The sequence below is a fragment of the Companilactobacillus zhachilii genome (assembly GCF_003606365.2).
Lineage (GTDB): Bacteria > Bacillota > Bacilli > Lactobacillales > Lactobacillaceae > Companilactobacillus > Companilactobacillus zhachilii.
This window is the reverse complement of sequence record NZ_CP031933.2, coordinates 716,413-735,461: the sequence shown is the minus strand read 5'-3', so window position 1 is coordinate 735,461 and position 19,049 is coordinate 716,413. Positions and strand designations below refer to the sequence as shown.

The window sequence follows — 19,049 nt, the reverse complement described above, 5'->3', positions numbered from 1 at the left end:
AAATCGAGATTGGAGACCGCTCTTTGGCTCCAATCGGTCCCCACAGCGCCAACATTTCTTGCACCCAGAGACGGCAACTAACCAAAGTTGAGAAAAAACCGTCTTTTTGTGATTCATTGGACTTATTTGAATTTGTTTGCCAAATGTCTCAAATAGAGACGACTAATTATATAGCCAATAACTAATCCGCCTAATGCTGGAACTACCCATCCCAAACTCATTTCTGCTAACGGTAAATGGTCGTTCCAAGTTAAAACTTGTTGCACAAAATTGTTATCTTGCAAAGCTTTAGGCAAGGCTTCAATACCAGCAAATAAAGCTGGAATAATTGTGAATAAAATTGTAATTCCAAATGTGATTTTAGAATCACCTATCAATGGTGTTAAAACTGAAATTATTATCAAAACCATTGCCAACGGATATAAGAACATCAGAACCGGTGTTGAATAATTGATTAATTTTGTCAAACCGATATTTGCTACTAAAAATGAGAACGTTCCGGCCGCAATCAAAACTACTTTGTAATTAAATTTTGGAAACATCTCTTTGGCTGTTTCTCCAAAAGCTGAAGTTAACCCAATCGAAGTTTTCAAACATGCAATAATTGCTATCAATGCCAACAATAGGCTTCCAAAGGAACCAAAGTAATAATTGAAAACTTGAGCCAGTGTTACACCACCGTTAGATGCTAATGGTAATTTATTAACGCTCATCGTTCCAATCAAGGCTAAGAAAGCATAAATAATTCCCATCAAAACAACACTGATCAAGCCTGAACGAATCGTATCTTTGGCAATTTGACCGGGATGTGTCACTCCTAAAGACTTAATAGTATCAATAACAACCACACCAAAAGCCAAAGACGCCAGCGCATCCATCGTATTGTATCCTTCTGTAAATCCAGTCAAAACGGGACTTTTAGCATACTGGCCTTGTGGTATCGCATTTAATCCACCCATGGGTTTAATAAACGCCGTAACTACTAAAATACCTAGTAAGACTAAAAATATCGGAGTCAACCATTTACCAACATAAGTCATCAATTTACTGGGTTTTCTTGCTAATAAATACGTCACGATAAAAAAGATAGCCGAAAAAATCAATAGCACTAAATTTTGATGGGCTTTACCAACAAACGGAGCAATCCCCAATTGATAAGAAATTGTTGCCAAGCGCGGAATCGCAAAAAATGGTCCCATCGTTAAATACAATAAAATTGTAAAAATATAAGCAAAAGGTCGATTTACCTTCCCAGCTAAATCAAACACACTATTACTTCCAGTCATCCCCATACTAGCAACACCTAGTAGTGGCAAACCAACACCCGTAATCAACAATCCGATAATGGCATAAAAGACATTGCTACCAGCTTGTTGACCCAAAAAGACAGGAAAAATCAAATTACCAGCGCCAAAGAACAATCCAAACAACATTGAACCGATAAAGAAAAGATTTCTCCAAGTTAATTTTTCATTCATTAATTTCACTCTCTTATATAAGTATCTAAAAGTTGAATCCGCCTCCAGAAACCAGAAATTAAGTCGCTGTGGGGACCGATTCGAGCCAAAGAACGGTCTCGAATCTCGTCCCGTGGTGTAATGACTAAAGTCATAACGCCACCTTCACAGCGACCTAATTTCTTGTTCCTTCCGGCTAGTGTATTCGTTATTACTAATTACATTTCAACCTTCTGTAAATATCCCTTAAATATGATAAGCGACTCAAGGCAGTAGAACAACTAATTTTTTTGAGATATACGCTACTCCACCTAGAATATTATAAAAAAACATTATTTTCCAATTTGAAATGACTACGACAACTAACGACGAATCCATATACAAGCATCTATTAACAACAGATAAACTAGCCGGAAATTGGGAGCTGAGCAAGGTGAGTCAGCCGTGATAGTGGAGTTAGTGCTTTAGCACTTACTCCACGGACGTATTTTGAAATTCGAGTGAACTTCTCGAAGTTTAAAATCTAGGTCTGAGACCTTGGCTCAGACCGGTCCCACAGCAGACTCACCTTGCTCAGCTCCCAATCGGAGGCGGCATATTTCAACAACAAAAAAAGAACCAAATCTAAAATCTAGATTCAGTCCTTTAGGTAGTGGTTTTAAAACATGAGTTCCATACTAATCTCTATGCTAGATTTGTATCTTCAACCCATTCGTTTGTAGCAACACGGTAATATGTGTGACCATTGTATGTCTTAGTTTGATCAGTATACCAAGGTGTCTTGTTTGCTAAACCACGGTTTGTAATAGTTGACATTGAGCCATCACTAGCAAATGCATAAAGTTTAACGTAATTTCCACTAGCGTTATTTACTTTAATTGTACTGCCATTTGTTTGAGCACCACCGTTAGTTTCGGCTGTACCATCATATTGAGTCAAGTTGTATGTTTGAATCAAGTTGTTCAATGATGAGGCATAGTTAGGAGCAGTAGCATATCTACCTTGTAGCCATGCTGTTGCATCCTTATATGATGAAGTATTTTCTTTCCATGTACCACTGTAATAACTTGAGTTCCAAGCAACACCATTACGTAGTTTGTTACCATTATCAGCAAATGATTCGTAGTAACTTGGGTACTTTCTGAAGTTAGCATTGATTGTATACCAACCTTGTGAAGCACTCCATTCTGATGTTGGCATTGTTACGTAGGCACCATTATAGTCACCCTTAATACCAAATAAGTTATGACCTTGAGTAGCTAAAGTTGATGTACCCCAACCACTTTCAAGAATAGCTTGAGCCAACATAACTGAAGTATAAACTCCGTATTGTGAAGCAGCCTTTTGAGCCATTGGTACAGCTGATGCTAAGAAAGCTTGTTGTTGTGCAGAAGTTGCACCTGTAGCAGCTTGGATAACGGCAGTTGTATTTAGAGCGTTGTTAATTGATTCACTGGCGGCTTGAACAGTAGCTGAAGTAGCAACTGTTGTATCGGCTTTCTTTTCTGAACCAGCGATGACATTTGAACTATTATCTTGTGATTTATTATTTACTTGTTCGGTACTTGTTTGAGGTGCAGCTGAATCTGCATCACTTGTTGTTGCAGCTGACACAACAGAAGGTGTCGCAGTTGCAGCTAATGTGCCAAGTACTAAAGCACTAGTTAGTAGATTTTTTTTAGACATAGAATGGTTTCCCCTTAATAAATAATCTAGTTATAGACTACTATTTAAAAAAAGTAGTTTCAATAGAACCTGGATTTTGTAACAAAAATTAAACATTCGAAAATAAATTGTAATTTTTTGCCACTTGACTTTAAGAATTTATTAAGAACTTTAAGTTTTCTCTATGCCAAGTCGCGGAAAGATAACTGTTTTTCGATAAATTTCCAGATATAATTACAAAACCTTTACGATTAATAACAAAGTAAACAATCGGTAGTTAGAATCATTTTGTTATCTTATTTGAGAAGAATCCCCTATTTGTACGCCATCTAGGCCTTATTGAACGTAAACTTCGCCTCCCTTTATTTATAGTTTTTTTACACTACCAACAAAATTTTACAATAAAAAAAACCGCTATTCAGCGATTTTCTATAATTTTGAAGTTAACTTAACATCTGGATATTTGTTAGCAAACCAGTTTTCAGCAAAGCGATTTTCAAACAAGAACAATGGCTTGTCATCCAAATCTTTCACTAACATATTTCTAGTTGATGACATTGATTGATCTAATTGTTCAGGATCGACCCAACGGGCAATTCTGGAACCAATTGGCTTCATCACAACATCACAGTTATATTCATTTTTCATTCTAAATTGGAAGACTTCAAATTGAAGTTGACCAACGGCACCCAAGATATAGTCGTTAGTTGTGTATTTCTTGTAAAGTTGAACGGCACCTTCTTGAACTAGCTGTTGCATTCCTTTATGGAAGGATTTTTGCTTCATAACATTCTTAGCTTGAACTTCCATAAACATTTCTGGGGTAAATTGAGGTAAATCTTCAAATTGAACAGACTTCTTACCCTCATAAATCGTGTCACCGATTTGGAAATTACCAGTATCATACAAACCAACAATATCACCAGCAACCGCCGTCTTAACTGTTTCTCTTTGATCAGACATAAATTCAGTTGCATTGTTCAAACGCATAACTTTGCCCGTTCGTTGTAAAGTAACATCCATACCACGGACAAATTCACCGGAACAAATTCTAACGAAGGCAATACGATCACGGTGATTAGGATTCATATTAGCCTGAATCTTAAAGACGAATGCTGAAAATTGTGGGTCATCTGGCTTCACAACTTCATCACTATCTTTTTCTTTATGTTCGGCAGGTGCTGGAGCCATATCCAAGAAAGTATTCAAGAATGTTTCAACACCAAAGTTTGTCAAAGCTGAACCGAAGAAGACCGGCGTTTGATTACCAGCTTTAATTTTATCCAAGTCAAATTTATTACCGGCTTCTTTAATCAAATCAACTTCACCAAGCGCTTGATCATAGACACCTTCGTCTTCAATCGGATTATGCTCTGCTAATTGACCTTCATCGTTCAATGGTAAGAAACGATCATCACCATCTTTACGATATAGTTCCAAACGATTGTTACTGATATCGTAAAGACCTTTTAATTCCTTACCCATACCGATAGGCCAGTTCATTGCACAACCTTCAATATTAAGTAATTCCTCTAATTCAGCAATCAAATCAAGTGGATCACGACCATCACGGTCCAACTTGTTCATGAATGTAAAAATAGGAATACCACGTTTCTTAACAACTTTAAATAATTTCTTAGTTTGTGGCTCGATACCCTTGGCAGAATCAATCACCATGACGGCGGCATCAACGGCCATCAAAGTACGGTAAGTATCTTCAGAGAAATCTTCGTGTCCTGGAGTATCCAAGATATTGATATCTTTACCACGATAATGGAATTGCATTACCGAACTAGTAACCGAAATACCACGTTTTTTTTCAATTTCCATCCAGTCAGATGTCGCAAATTGACCAGACTTTTTAGCTTTAACAGTACCGGCAGAACGAATAACTCCACCAAAATAAAGCATTTGTTCAGTAATAGTTGTTTTACCAGCATCCGGGTGAGAGATAATGGCAAAAGTTCTACGTTTGTTTACTTCTTGTTCTAATTGTTTTTGATCCATATTAGTTCAGTATAAAACTTGCGGTCTTATACTTTTTTTCTCCTTCATAATATATATATTATCGGTTCGCAATTGGGACCTAGATTATTTTTAAGTTTTAATTCTTAAAATTACTACTTTATTATTCTAATACATAATCCAAACGATATGGAAACATATTATAGTGGTCCGCCTCCAGGAACCAGAAAATTAGGTTGCTGTGGGGACCGATTGGAGCCAAAGTGCGGTCTCCAATCTCGATTTTGAACTTCGCAAAGTACGCGAATTTCAAAAGTCGTCCCGTGGTGTAATGGCTGAAGCCATAATACCACCTTCACGGCGACCTAATTTTCTGGTTCCTTCCGGCTAGTTTATTCTTTGTTCTGAATAATCCGTAAATGAATTGAAATATTAAATCATATTCGTAACTACTTTTGTGTCAATAACGACTAGAGCGTAAAGACTTAAAGCAGATTTGGAATCCTTTAACCTTTAGTTAAAAACAACAATGTCAGACATTCCTGATAATTCAGAAAATGCCTGACGTTTTTATTAATTACTTGTATTTGTCTTTGTACATATTAGTTGTAACATTCTTCAATTTACTGTCAGGGACTGTCACAATGACATTCTCAATTCTGGAACCGTTTAGCTCACCTGATGTAAGGACTGTACCATCTTTTAAGGTAAATGACTTCGGATGTTTAGGATCTGGTATTTCACCGATATTCATAATCAAATAACCAGCAATCGTATCGACATCTTCAACGTGAATTTCTTCTTCAAAAAGGTCATCGAAATCCTCAATTGTCATTAAACCAACAACTGAAAATTTATTAGCACCCAATCTTTGGAAATTCTTTGTGACGGGATCATACTCGTCATCAATTTCCCCAACGATTTCTTCCAAAATATCTTCAATCGTAGCCAAACCAACGATACCACCATACTCATCAACGACCATGGCGATTTGTGTTTGTGTACTACGCATTTTTAGCAACAGTCCATCAATATTAGTTGCTTCGGGAACAAACAATGGTTCCTTCATAATAGCTTTCAAACTAATATTTTCAAATCCAACTTCACGAGACCGTTTCAATAAATCTTTGATATGGATAATCCCAATAACATTATCTTTATCAGCACCATACACTGGAATACGAGAATATGGCTGTCCCAAAATAGCATCGATATTTTCATCAACGGGATCGTTGATATCTAGCATAAAGGTATCAGTTCTTGGAACCATAATTTCACGAGCTGTCTTATCGCCAAAACGGATGATCCCCTGTAACATTTGATATTCATCAGGGTTAATTGTCCCGTTATTACGTGATTTCTTCAATGTAGCAATCATTTCATTACGCGTGATAGGTTCATCATTTTTACTGAAATCAATTGGAGTGATTTTCATCAACAAATTGATTGTCGAATCCAACAACCAGACAAACGGTTTCAAAATCCATCCAAACAAACTTATCATTGGTTGCGTAAAACTTGCTACCTCATATGGGCGTTGTAACGCTATCCTCTTCGGATACAATTCCCCTAAAACTAAAGTAATAAACGATAAAATCACCGTTATAATCACTATTGAAACTTCCCGACTACCAGGAAAATCTCCAATCAATTTTTCCATCCCAACACTTAACGTTGTAGCGGCACTAGCAGATGATAAGAAACCTGCCAAGGTAATCGCTACTTGAATTGTCGATAGAAATTTATTTGGTTCATTGATCATTTGAAGAATTTTCTTAGCACCACGGCTACCATTCTTAACCTTTTCCTCAACGGACGTTTTATTAACAGAAACCATCGCCATCTCGCCTGCTGCAAAAAAAGCATTTAATATTGTCAAAACAATAATTAAAATCAGCTGCCCGGAAAGCGACGCTCCAGAAGAGTCACCACTCATTTAACTCGCACTCTCTTTCATATGTAAAATGTAAATTCTGCCTTCAAGAACAAATAATTCCACCTGCTAAGATACCGCATGTGGAAATACCAGTCCCCTTGGCTGTTATCTTTAATCTTAACCTTAGAATCCTAAAGTTAAGTATAAACAAAACAATTATAACAGGTGTTTAACCATTCAACAATAAAGGTGAACGGTTTAGGATGGTTAAATGTTACAGGCCGTCTCCAGGTGAAAGAAAATTAGGTCGCTGTGGGGACCGATTGGAGCCAAAATGCGGTCTCCAGCCTCGATTTTGAACTTCGCAAAGTACGCGAATTTCAAAAGTCGTCCCGTGGTGTAATGGCTAAAGCCATAACGCCACCTTCACAGCGACCTAATTTTCTTTCACCTTCCGACTAATTTATTTGTTCTTTTTTTAAAAATACTAAGAAACTTTGAAAACAGGATACAATAATCAACGTTTCATCTTCTAAACAACTAATCTGAAAAGTTTAAATCCAGCATAGAATATATTTAAATCCTTAGCTAAGACAAATATAACGATGGACCAAATTCACAAACCTACACCTTAGCCGGAGAATGTCAGTGCTGTGAGTCAGCAGTGATAGTTGAGTTAGTGCTTTAGCACTTACTCAACGGACGTATTTTGAGACTTGCGGTTTATGCAAGTCTCAAAATCGAGGGTCGAGACCTTGGCTCGAGCCGGTCCCACAGCAGACTCATAGCACTGACATTCTCCGGCGGCATCCTCGAATCTTCAACCCATTAATGATAGAATAAGTACATCAGTATATAGGGAGTATTTTAAAATGTCTAACAAAAAAATTGCTGTGATCTACCTGTTCTTTTTCATCATCCCTTACGTTCTTTGTCTATCAATTATTGGGGTCTCATACAATTCACTTGTATTGCATGCCCTAACGTGGAGAATTGTTGTTGGTGGTATCGTTGGAGCCTTTGGTATGTTTGCGGTCAAAGTTATCGCTCAACGTCCGGTTCTCATCATGTACCGCAGCTCAACACAAAAGGTACTCAAAGAATTGCTCAATTTTTTCATTTTGGAACGAAGCAAATTTGTCATTGGAGCTAATTTACTTGTCGATTTTTGTTTATCAGTTGCATTTATCTTTTTAGTCGCAAAATTTTTGCCATTGACATATATCTTAGGTAGAACCTTAGGCTGGTTGGTGCTATTACTAGTTATTTCATTGACTTTAGCCTCATATCTAGAATTTGAATCACTATCAATTTACACAGAGAAGAAAAAATAATTCTTGACTTATCGAATTTTTAATTGTAAGTTTGAGACAACTTAATTGTAGGAGGAATTAGACATGTTGAAATTTAACCAAGCACAAGTTGAATCATGTTGTTGTGTAGTAATGAACGAACATTACTATACTTTTTCAGCATGTCTAATACCACTCAATTGATAATCAAGTAGTGAAAACTAAAACTATCAAGCGGAGTTGACATTAGTCAGCCCCGCTTTTTTGTGTTCTGAGCTACTTAGAAAGGAGTTACTTGTGGAACATATCAAAATTGGCATTTTAAATTTGATGTCTAACAAAGTTGAAACAATGAGAAATTTCCAAATAGCGCTTGGCAATCAAGTTGAGTTGAAGTTTTACTATTCAGCCACTCGCTATGTTGACCGTAAGCTTGATTCAAGTATCACCAACAATATGTCACCTTTAGACTTAACTGAAATTTCTAACCTCGATGGTTTTATCATTACTGGAAGTCCAGTGGAAAAATTAGACTTTCCTCAAGTTTCATACTCTGATGAAATCAATGAGCTGATTGATCTACTCGATCAATTAAACATCCCACAATTATATGTCTGTTGGGGCGCTATGGTCGCTCTAAATCGTTTATATGATATTGACAAAAAGATCTTACCGCATAAAGTCTTCGGTATTTTTCAAAATCAAATTTTAACTGAAACACCTATGTTGAACAACATTTCAGATAATTTTCCGGCACCACATGCCCGTTATGCGGAAATGGATCACGAACAACTCGCTAACAGTCCCAATTTAACTATCAAAGCTGTTAGTGAAAATGGTCTATTAACTCTCGTTGAAGCTAATCAAAAACATCAAACCTTTATTTTTTCCCATTTGGAATATCAACGGAATGGCTTGGATGAAGAATATCACCGAGAACTCAATAGTCCGAAAGTAAAAAATCCACGACCTGCCGCCAATTACTACTCACCTTTAGATCAACGTCCAACGTTTGCTTGGCAACAAACCCAAAGCAAATTTTATCGTAATTGGCTTCAAACAGTCGCAGAACACAAATTAACTACTTGCTAAGGAGAGATTTACTATGACAATCGCACAAAATATTACACAACTTATTGGCAACACACCACTCGTAAAATTAAATAACGTCGTCCCTGATAATGCCGCTGACGTTTATGTTAAACTAGAATTTTTCAATCCTGGTAGTTCAATTAAAGATCGGATTGCCCTATCAATGATTGAAGCAGCCGAAAAAGCTGGTAAAATCAAGCCTGGTGATACTTTAGTTGAACCAACATCTGGTAACACGGGTATCGGTTTGTCACTAGTTGCCGCTGCCAAAGGTTATCACTTAATTATCACAATGCCCGAAACAATGAGTATCGAACGTCGCAAACTGATGCAAGGTTACGGCACTGAATTAATTTTGACACCTGGTCAAGGCGGTATGAAAGCTGCCATTCAAAAAGCCACTGATTTGGCCAAAGAAAATGGTTACTTCATGCCAATGCAATTCCAAAACCCAGCTAATCCTGCTATCCATGAAGCCACTACCGGTAAAGAAATCGTTGCGGCCTTTGGCGATACTCCAGTTGATAGCTTTGTTGCCGGCGTTGGTACTGGTGGTACTTTATCTGGTGTCAGCCATGCCTTAACTAAAGCCTACCCAGACGTGAAAATTTATGCTTTGGAAGCAGCTGAATCGCCTCTATTAAAGGAAGGTAAAACTGGGGCTCACAAAATTCAAGGTATCAGTGCAGGTTTTATTCCAGAGACACTCGATAAAAATGCCTACTCCGATATTATAGAAGTAACTAGTGACCAAGCAATCACGATGGCGCAAGAAGTCAGTCGTAAAGAAGGATTCTTACCAGGCATCTCTTCTGGAGCTAATATCTTTGGTGCCATTGAAATTGCCAAGCAACTTGGTAAAGGTAAATCGGTTGTTACAGTTGCACCTGATAATGGCGAAAGATATCTTTCAACTGATTTATTTAAGTTTTAGGAGACATATTCTTTTTAACAAGCTTTATTTTATGAGAAAATATAAAGTGATGATTTTTTTACTATACAGGGGGATTTATTAAAATGAAAAAGCGAATTGCTTTAATATTAACTACAATCGTAGCCTTAGTTTTGGTACTAACCGGCTGCTCAAGTAACAAAAACGCCGACACTAAGACTGCTGGCACATTAACAATCGGTCTTGAAGGAACTTATGCACCATATTCATACCGTGACGGTGGAGAACTTAAAGGATTTGAAGTTGATCTTGGTAAAGCTGTTGCCAAGAAGCTTGATTTAAAAGCCAAATTTGTTCCTACTAAATGGGATTCATTAATTGCCGGTTTGAACTCAAGTACATTTGATGTTGTTTTGAACAACGTGGCTGAAAATCCATCACGTGAAAAACACTACATCTTCTCAACACCTTACATCTACTCAAAATCAGTTATCATCACTAAAGATGGTACAGGTATCAACTCAGTTGACGATATTAAAGGTAAGAAAATTTCTGCCGGAACTGGTACTGACAACTACAACCATGCTGAAAAGTTCGGTGCTAAAGTAGTTCCAGCTGCTGATTTCCAAACTGATATGTCAATGATCGACCAAGGACGTGTGGCAGGTGCCATCAACTCCAAGGAAGCTTTCTTATATTGGAAAGAAAGTCACAAGAACACTGATTTGAAATACATCACTATTCCAAATAACAAACTTGCACCATCAAAAATTGCTCCAATTTACAACAAGAAATCAACTCACCTACGTGGTCGCGTAAACAAAGCTATCAAGGAACTATACAAAGACGGCACTATGAAGAAGCTTTCAATTAAGTACTTCGGTGAAGATATTACTAAAAAATAATTTTTAAACTAATTGAGGGGGTTTTAACTTCATGTGGCACACTATCATTACATCTCTACCAGCTATGATTTCTGCAATGTTGCAATTCACCATTCCGCTGGCGATAATTTCATTTATTTTTGGCTTGATTTTAGCCGTTTTAACCGCATTAATTAAATTTATTAAACCGAGTGAAAACAAAATAATCAAATATCCTTGGTTAATTGTTCGCGCGATTGCCGACTTTTATGTTTGGTTATTCCGTTCAACTCCATTGCTAGTTCAATTGTTTATCATCTTCTTTGGTCTTCCAAGTGCTGGTATTCAACTAACACCATTCATTGCTGCTGTTATCGGCTTTTCATTAAACACTGGAGCCTATGCCTCAGAAACAATTCGTTCAGCTTTGATGTCAGTACCACAAGATCAATGGGATGCAGCATTTACATTGAACTTTACGACTAAACAAACTTTGATGAAAATCGTGTTGCCACAAGCTGTTAGAATCGCTTTGCCACCATTGTCCAATTCATTCATTGGCTTAGTCAAAGATACCTCGTTGGCCAGTTCCATCACTATCTTGGAAATGTTCCAAGTCAGCCAACAAATGACAGCTAAGAATTTCCAACCACTTTTGATGTATTCATTAGCCGCTTTCCTATATGCAATTATCTGCTCGTTGTTGACATTACTACAACACTATCTTGAACGCAGAACTTCAAAATATGTTAAAGGAAGTGAAGCCTAATGATTTCATTGAAAAATGTTGTTAAGAAATATGAAGGTAAAGAAGTCTTGAAGAACTTATCCGTTGACTTCCCCGATGGCAAAACAACGGTTATCTTAGGGCCTTCTGGTTCTGGTAAATCAACTCTGTTACGTTCACTTGATCTACTCGTCAGACCAGAAAGTGGAACAATCAGTTTTTCCGACATTAGTCTTAATTACGCTGAACCCATTACTAAGAAAAAAAGTTTTGATATCCGTAAGAAAACAAGCATGGTTTTCCAAAATTGGAACCTCTTCCCTAACTTAACTGTTTTGCAAAACATTACAACAGCACCTGAAACTGTTCTCAAAGCTTCAAAAAAGGAAACTGAAGAACATGCAAGAGCATTACTTTCAAAAGTAGGTTTAAGTGAATACGCTGACCGTTACCCCAGTCAACTTTCCGGTGGACAACAACAACGTATTTCTATCTGCCGTGCTTTAGCAATGAATCCAGAATACGTTTTGTTAGACGAACCAACTAGTGCTTTGGATCCAGAACTAGAAACTCAAGTATTATTGATTCTTGAAGAGTTAAGCAAAATGGACCAATCAATGATTATCGTGACACATAACATGCAATTTGCTCGTTCTGTGGCCGATAAAATTGTCTTCGTCGAAGACGGTGATATCCTCTTTGACGGAGCTCCAGATGAGTTCTTTAATCACCCAACTACTAGAATTAAAGATTTCTTATCTGGGATTACCTTTGATGATAGTCAATTAAAGAAGTAAAACCTCTTAATGCCACATGAGGGAGAAAGGGAAGAAGTCACCACTACCACTGCTGACTTCTTCTTTTTCTCCCTCATGCTAGTGTATTAACCATATAACTTAACTATCCCAATAATTATGTTTGAAATTATATGCTATTTAGATAAACGAAATACAAAAAATCCAGTCAACTTTTATCGTTGACTGGATTTTTTTGCGTTAATTAAAACAAATAATAAAACAACTATTGCTGTTGGCAATAACAAACGGACCATATCATATAGCAGATTAAACCCAACCAATCCAACTATCATGGCAGCCAGAAAATGCCAAAAACCTAATTCTTCTCGAAAACTGGAGACTGTTTGTTGAACCAAGTTATTCGTGCGAATGAGAACTACTAAAAATAAAATAAGCCACAATGTGTAGCCCATCATAGCTATTGGTTGCGTAAGTTTGAGGATAAACGTTACAGCAATTAATCCATAAGCTACTAATCCTTTAGTATCCCTTGTTTTCAATTTGACGTCACTAGTCAACATCAAAGCAGTCAGGAGAAGAATATTTGATATCACATTAATTATATTCACAATAATTCCCCTTCACTGAAATCATGTTTTCTAGTATAACAATAAATCAGTTACTTAGGATTGGTCATATAAAAAACTTAATCATTTTGTATAACATCTTCAAACATAGATGTTAGTTATGATGCAACCTGCACAGCGACCTAATTTCTTGCTCTTTCCGGTTAATTTATTGTTCGTTTTGGAATCAATGACTAGAATTATAAGATATAGAGAATGCTCTGAATCTTTCGACTTTATCAATTACTTCAATTCCGCAGCATATCTATCTGTCAATCTTCAGTATTCTATGGATATGAGTCTCCAGAGTGAGTAATACATATTTAATTGATACTCATTTTTTGTCTAAATAATTATTAAAATCAGCTCTAAATTTCTGCAAGCGCTTGTTGTAATACATGAAGGCAATGATAAACGGACTAATGATTCCAAACCAATCTTGAAAATTTAAAATATCCTTTCCATGCGTCAATATTGTGCCAACAATTAAAACCAAATAAGTCAAAAGCTGATTATGTTTCATTCCCCAACCATACTTGCGCAAATTCAAATACAAAATTATTACAAAACAAATAAATATAACGTATTGCCCTAATGGATAATATTCAGTTCCAATCTCCATAATCTCCTCCTGATTGCGTTCTCATCTTTAACGGTAGCAAGACTATGTATATTTTTGATTAAGTTAATGTAAAGAAATAAAAAAAGACTACCCAAAGGCAGTCTTAATCAGGATATAGCAATCCTAATGGTGTGACAATTCTTTATATCTTTGCATCCAAAGATCAACGTAAGCTTGTGAAAATGGTCCTTTGCCTTTATCGATCCAATCAATTAAAACGTCGACATTATCATGTAAAATCGTATCTATTTCAGGTGGATAATTCCACATTTTACTGTGCGCAGCGTATTCGTCTACGTCCAGCAATCTTTTTTCTCCATCCGGAAAAACTTTAACATCTAAATCGTAATCAATATATTTGATGGCCTCTTTGTCTAAAGCAAAAGGTGTCGCTAAATTGCAGTAATAAGATACACCACTCTCTCTTATCATAGTAATAATATTGAACCAATATTTTTTATGAAAGTAGACTAGCGCGGGCTCTCTTGTTACCCAACGACGTCCATCTGCTTCTGTGACAAGAGTATTCTCATTACAACCAATAATTTCGTTTTCACTTGTCTTTAACACCATTGTTTCACGCCAAGTACGATGTAAATGACCATCATGCTTATAACTCTGGATTGCTACGTAATCCCCTTCTCTAGGAATCTGCATAACTTACCAGCTTTCTCTAAAACCTAATTCTTATCCAAAAAAAGTATACCAGAGCTGTGAAACTAATAAAAGCTATCGCGATTATTTTTATTGTGGCCGCTTCCGGTTAGGAAGAAGTCCACCTGCTGTGGGACCGATTCGAGCCAAGGCCTCGAATCTCGATTTTGAGCCTTGCAAAAACGGCAAGTCTCAAAATACATCCGTGGAGTAAGAGCTAAAGCTCTAACTCCACCTTCACTGCTGGTGAAATTCTTCCTAACCTCCAGCTAATTAATCTACTGTTTTACAAAATAAACAAAAAAATCTCCAATAATCAAATGTGATTAAAGAGAGACTTTTCTTTGATAGATTATTCTTCTTCAGAACTCAAAACTTTCTTAATTTCATCAAAATGATAGCCCTTGGTCATTAAATAATTAATTAGTTTAGTTGGATTATCATAACGATGTTGCACTTTGTCGACTAGTTTTTTCAGCTTATCTAACTCTTCATCTTCGTCAGGTTCCAAATCCAAATTCTTGATTGCCGTTTCAATAATTTCGTTATCGAATCCTTTTTGATACAAACTTGCACGAAGTTTGGTTAACATTTGCTTAAATGATGCTCGGCTTTGTTTTCTGGCTTGTTTCTTAGCAAAATCGGTCGCGTTTTCTAACAGGGTATCGTAATCAATTTCAACGATAGCATCTTGAATAACATTATTTGGAACACCTTTTTTAACCATTTTTTGTTCAATAATCTTTGGCCCGTTCGCGGTTGTTCGCAATTGGGTATTGATAAAACTTTTAGCATATGAAGCATCATCTAAATAATGCAACTTTTCTAAGCGGCTGATTACTTCATCAACTGCATCGCGATGATACTCCTTCTTATATAAGTAATCCTTAATTTCTTTTTTCGTTCGCAATTGATAACTCAAATAATTAACAGCATCCCCATAGGCTTTGTTAATATTCTCTGAATCTTGAATCTCTTTGATATCCTCATCGGTTAATTCGACATCGTTCATTAATCTAAAATCAATCAAAGTTTGTTCCGCCACCGGAAACGCATACTTACCATCAAGGAAGATATTATAGCGCCCTTTTCGTTTTTGTGCCTGAATTTTTGTAATTTTAGCCATTCTATCCTGCCTCTCTATTTGTTTAATATTTCTAATTAACATATTGCCTAAACTAGTTAACTAGTCGGAAGGAGCAAGAAAGTTAGGTCGCTGTGCAGGTGGCGTTAGAGCTTTAGCTCTTACACCACGGGACGACTTTTGAGACTTGCGGTTTATGCAAGGCTCAAAATCGAGACGAAAGACCTTGGCTTTCGTCGGTCCCCATAGCGACCTAACTTTCTTGCTCCTGGAGACGGCATCTCCGTGTTATACTCTTATATGAGTTTATCGCAAAAACATTCAAAGGAAAAATTTATGCCTACAAATAACATTACGCAAGAATTAAAAGTTGGGGACCGTTTTCCGCTTACTATTAAACGTATCGGAATCAATGGTGAAGGAATTGGTTTCTTCAAACATGTCATCGTTTTTGTCCCTAAAGCTGTGCCAGAAGACGTTATTGTCTGTGAACTAACTGATGTTCATGAACGTTTCTTAAATGGTCGCATCCATAAAATTAGAAAAGCTAGTCGCTTCAGAAATCCTGATACACCAGAATTAGCAAACGAGGTCGGTGGACTTGAATTTGCCCACATCAATTACAAAGATCAATTGCATTTCAAATCAAATATTCTTCGTGAATCATTGGAAAAATATAAACCATACGCTCACGAAAAATATATGATCAAGCCAACTGTTGGTTCGGTTCAACAAGAGAAGTATCGTAACAAAGCTCAATTCCCTATTCAAGAAATTGACGGTGAAATTCGTTGCGGACTTTACAAAACTGGTACTCAAGAACTAGTTGACCTAACCGAAATGCCAACGCAAATGGACTTGACTATGTCAGCCATGCGCAAAATTGTTCAAATGATTAAAGATTTACAAATTCCCGTCTTCAATCCAGAAAATAAATCCGGTATTTTAAGTATGATTGTCATTCGTGAATCAGTTGAATTTAACCAACTACAAGTTACTTTCATCACCCGTTCACCTAAGTTTATCAAGGAGCACCAACTGATTGAACGTATTCAAAAGGAAATCCCTGAAGTTAGTTCAATTTCACAAAATATCAATAAAGAAGATAAAGCTGGCGTTTGGGGTGACGAAACGAAGTTACTTTGGGGCGACCAATACCTTCAAGAAGATATCAATGGCTACCTCTTCAACTTTTCACCACGTGCCTTCTTACAATTGAACTCGTTGCAGACTGATAAGTTATACGATTTAGTTGCACAAGCACTTGAACCAAACCAACGCGACGTCCTCTTAGATGCTTATTGTGGTGTCGGTACGATTGGTATCACTATGGCAGACAAAGTTAAACAAATTTATGGTATCGAAATCATCCCTGAAGCAATTGAAGATGCCAAAGCTAACGCCAAACTTAATGAAGTTGATAACGCTGAATATTACGTTGGCTCAGCTGATGAAATTTATCCACAATTGTTGAAAGATGGCAAAACCGTCAATGCCGTTGTCGTTGATCCACCACGTACCGGTTTGGATAACAAGTTGATTGGTGCCTTGAATCGTAATCCAGTTAATAAATTGGTCTATGTTTCATGTAACCCTTCAACTTTGGCCAAAGACTTAGTTACCTTAACAAAGGAATATCGAGTAGTTTACTTACAACCTGTTGATATGTTCCCACAAACACCGCATGTTGAAACAGTTGTTAAATTAGTTAGAAGATAATAAAAAATGCTTAGGAGATATTACTCTCTTAAGCATTTTTTGTATTTTCGTTTTCAAAAAATATTCGTTAGTTTTTTTTGGAATATACCAATATCTTTAAGGTCAAAAATTAGCTATACTGGACAAATCATAATAGTAATAAGGAGATTATTTATGACTTTTTGGATAAAGTTAATGGAAATACTTAGATATTGGAAATCCAATATTGCTGAAATGTCCACTTCATTCAAGAATTTCCAATCACGTGCAAAATACTATAGTAGCGAGTTAACAGATACAATAAAATTCATAATTAAAACCACTTTAATATTAATGGTAATATATTTTATTCTTTTATTTATCGCCTCTAAAATTTTTCACGATACTACCGAAGAATATTTATTTGTGAGGCTCTTGATTCGTATATTTGTAGCTTGTCCTTCTTTGCTTATATTAATAAATATGGCCGAAGATGGTACGCTTAAATCCTGTGGGAGAAAAATACTATTTATCATTGGTTTCATAGATGATCCCAGTCATCCCGTTTACCCCATGCCAATCCAAGCATCTCATAAACAAAAAGTTAGCATTTCTATAAAGAAACTATTTATTAGCTTTTTAAATGGTTTGAAATCGAAAATCAAGATTCTCTGGCCAATTCTAAAGGATATTTTTGAAATAATGTTTTGGATCGCCTTTATATTAGAAATTATTTTCTTTATTATTGTTACAGTCCTTTCAAGTTTTTTCGCATTTGATGATGATATTTACACATTATCAGGAATTATGATGCTAATACTTTTTTTCACGCCTATTCCACTTTTAATAATAAAATCTGCGTTTAAATCATATTTAAACAGTGTAGTAGCATTTTTCTTTAGAGATAAGTAGCACATTTCAATGAATATATAATGCTAAACTCACTTGCTAGAAGCTACTCATTAATCGAAAAAATGAAACACTTAAATAATATCAATTTATAAAATATTCGTTAGTTTTTTCGGTCCAGACCAATATCTTTAAATCCAATAATTAGCTATACTAATCTTCTAATACAATGAATGGAGATATTTATGGAATTTAAAGACAACCTGAAAAAACTTGGACTAAATCTGAATTTTTTATGGCTACGCTTAGGAAAAGTTTTGTTAACCTTAAAAAAAGTTTTAGAAGTAATATTTGGCATCTTTGCCATAGTATTCTTAATTTTCTTAGCACTCATTTTATTATTTTATAAAATTCTCGGTGATACCGAATGGGCCGTTGCCAGTGCAGCATTATTAATATTAATTCCCATTGTTATACTGTTAGTAGCCTTTATTAATATTATAGTGGCTGGTTTTGCACCAAAAAAATCTAGAAAACCTCTTAGCAAAGCTTCTATTCTAACAATACTATTCATGATGGGTGATTAGTAAAATCATGCAATAATATCGACTAATTCTATAAAATATTCGTTAGTTTTTTTGGTCCAGACCAATGTTATTTTACCCCTAATTCCGCTATACTATTTAGAGATTCAATTTAACGAACGGAGATTACTTATGGAATTTCGGGACATGTTTACAGATACTCGGGATAAATGTAAACACCCCATAGTTTCAGGTACAGCCATCATTGGGGGCATCATCTTGGCACTTTTTGTACTTGCGACAGTATTTTTTACTTTTTGGGGCATTATTGCAATGATTTTGGGATATAACAAATTATCATTGGGAATTACAGCAATATTGGGGATATTGCTTGCTGTGATAATATATTCATCAACAAAAAAAGCTTCTTAGAAATTAATTTCTAGG

At 36.1% G+C, this 19,049-nt stretch carries 18 protein-coding genes; 10 read left to right on the top strand and 8 right to left on the bottom strand.

Features of this window, described 5'->3' with window-relative positions; genetic code table 11:
• Positions 1-122: 122 nt before the first annotated feature.
• The 4 genes from brnQ to D1B17_RS03160 form a co-directional block, all read right to left on the bottom strand.
• Positions 123-1,478 carry a branched-chain amino acid transport system II carrier protein gene (brnQ, locus tag D1B17_RS03175; protein WP_120143075.1) on the bottom strand — a complete coding sequence of 452 codons (1,356 nt, stop codon included), beginning with the start codon at positions 1,476-1,478 and terminating at the stop codon, positions 123-125.
• A 663-nt stretch (positions 1,479-2,141) separates the two neighbouring features.
• Entirely contained in the window at positions 2,142-3,143 is a 1,002-nt protein-coding gene (locus D1B17_RS03170) for a glycoside hydrolase family 73 protein (protein ID WP_120143076.1), read from the bottom strand.
• A gap of 408 nt (positions 3,144-3,551) precedes the next feature.
• Positions 3,552-5,129, bottom strand: a complete 1,578-nt coding sequence (locus tag D1B17_RS03165) for a peptide chain release factor 3 (RefSeq protein WP_120143077.1) — start codon at positions 5,127-5,129, stop codon at positions 3,552-3,554.
• Between the two features lie 535 nt (positions 5,130-5,664).
• Positions 5,665-6,966 carry a hemolysin family protein gene (locus tag D1B17_RS03160; RefSeq protein ID WP_240704444.1) on the bottom strand — a complete coding sequence of 434 codons (1,302 nt, stop codon included), beginning with the start codon at positions 6,964-6,966 and terminating at the stop codon, positions 5,665-5,667.
• A gap of 869 nt (positions 6,967-7,835) precedes the next feature.
• Here D1B17_RS03160 and D1B17_RS03155 point away from each other — a divergent pair.
• The 6 genes from D1B17_RS03155 (at position 7,836) to D1B17_RS03130 (ending at position 12,626) form a co-directional block, all read left to right on the top strand.
• Positions 7,836-8,297, top strand: coding sequence for a hypothetical protein (locus tag D1B17_RS03155; protein ID WP_120143079.1), 462 nt, complete (start codon positions 7,836-7,838; stop codon positions 8,295-8,297).
• Between the two features lie 255 nt (positions 8,298-8,552).
• Positions 8,553-9,347 (top strand): homoserine O-acetyltransferase/O-succinyltransferase family protein, encoded by a 795-nt coding sequence (locus D1B17_RS03150; RefSeq protein WP_120143080.1) that lies wholly within the window; start codon positions 8,553-8,555, stop codon positions 9,345-9,347.
• A gap of 13 nt (positions 9,348-9,360) precedes the next feature.
• Positions 9,361-10,281 carry a cysteine synthase A gene (gene cysK / locus D1B17_RS03145; RefSeq protein ID WP_120143081.1) on the top strand — a complete coding sequence of 307 codons (921 nt, stop codon included), beginning with the start codon at positions 9,361-9,363 and terminating at the stop codon, positions 10,279-10,281.
• 83 nt (positions 10,282-10,364) lie between these two features.
• On the top strand, positions 10,365-11,144 hold the full coding sequence (locus tag D1B17_RS03140) for a transporter substrate-binding domain-containing protein (RefSeq protein WP_120143082.1): 780 nt from the start codon (positions 10,365-10,367) through the stop codon (positions 11,142-11,144).
• Positions 11,145-11,175: 31 nt separating this feature from the next.
• Positions 11,176-11,871 (top strand): amino acid ABC transporter permease, encoded by a 696-nt coding sequence (locus D1B17_RS03135; RefSeq protein WP_120143083.1) that lies wholly within the window; start codon positions 11,176-11,178, stop codon positions 11,869-11,871.
• Positions 11,871-12,626 carry an amino acid ABC transporter ATP-binding protein gene (locus D1B17_RS03130; RefSeq protein WP_120143084.1) on the top strand — a complete coding sequence of 252 codons (756 nt, stop codon included), beginning with the start codon at positions 11,871-11,873 and terminating at the stop codon, positions 12,624-12,626. The genes D1B17_RS03135 and D1B17_RS03130 overlap by 1 nt, the downstream gene beginning before the upstream one ends.
• Positions 12,627-12,799: 173 nt before the next feature.
• On the opposite strand, the gene D1B17_RS03125 is transcribed toward D1B17_RS03130, so the two are convergent.
• The 4 genes from D1B17_RS03125 to recX form a co-directional block, all read right to left on the bottom strand.
• Positions 12,800-13,195: a hypothetical protein gene (locus tag D1B17_RS03125; RefSeq protein ID WP_120143085.1), complete on the bottom strand. Its 396-nt coding sequence runs from the start codon at positions 13,193-13,195 to the stop codon at positions 12,800-12,802.
• Positions 13,196-13,526: 331 nt separating this feature from the next.
• Entirely contained in the window at positions 13,527-13,814 is a 288-nt protein-coding gene (locus D1B17_RS03120; RefSeq protein WP_120143086.1) for a hypothetical protein, read from the bottom strand.
• 123 nt (positions 13,815-13,937) lie between these two features.
• Positions 13,938-14,471, bottom strand: coding sequence for a nucleoside tri-diphosphate phosphatase (gene ntdP / locus D1B17_RS03115; RefSeq protein ID WP_057880898.1), 534 nt, complete (start codon positions 14,469-14,471; stop codon positions 13,938-13,940).
• Positions 14,472-14,820: 349 nt separating this feature from the next.
• A complete protein-coding gene (recX, locus tag D1B17_RS03110) occupies positions 14,821-15,594 on the bottom strand; it encodes a recombination regulator RecX (RefSeq protein WP_120143087.1) in 774 nt (257 codons plus the stop codon).
• A 258-nt stretch (positions 15,595-15,852) separates the two neighbouring features.
• Between recX and rlmD the strand changes: the two genes are divergently transcribed.
• The 4 genes from rlmD to D1B17_RS03090 all read left to right on the top strand — a co-directional run bounded on the left by rlmD (position 15,853) and on the right by D1B17_RS03090 (position 19,034).
• On the top strand, positions 15,853-17,271 hold the full coding sequence (gene rlmD, locus D1B17_RS03105; protein ID WP_240704443.1) for a 23S rRNA (uracil(1939)-C(5))-methyltransferase RlmD: 1,419 nt from the start codon (positions 15,853-15,855) through the stop codon (positions 17,269-17,271).
• Positions 17,272-17,424: 153 nt separating this feature from the next.
• Positions 17,425-18,141, top strand: a complete 717-nt coding sequence (locus D1B17_RS03100; protein WP_120143088.1) for a hypothetical protein — start codon at positions 17,425-17,427, stop codon at positions 18,139-18,141.
• 182 nt (positions 18,142-18,323) lie between these two features.
• A complete protein-coding gene (locus D1B17_RS03095) occupies positions 18,324-18,665 on the top strand; it encodes a hypothetical protein (RefSeq protein ID WP_120143089.1) in 342 nt (113 codons plus the stop codon).
• Between the two features lie 144 nt (positions 18,666-18,809).
• A complete protein-coding gene (locus D1B17_RS03090; RefSeq protein WP_137432095.1) occupies positions 18,810-19,034 on the top strand; it encodes a hypothetical protein in 225 nt (74 codons plus the stop codon).
• The last annotated feature ends 15 nt before the right edge of the window (positions 19,035-19,049 follow it).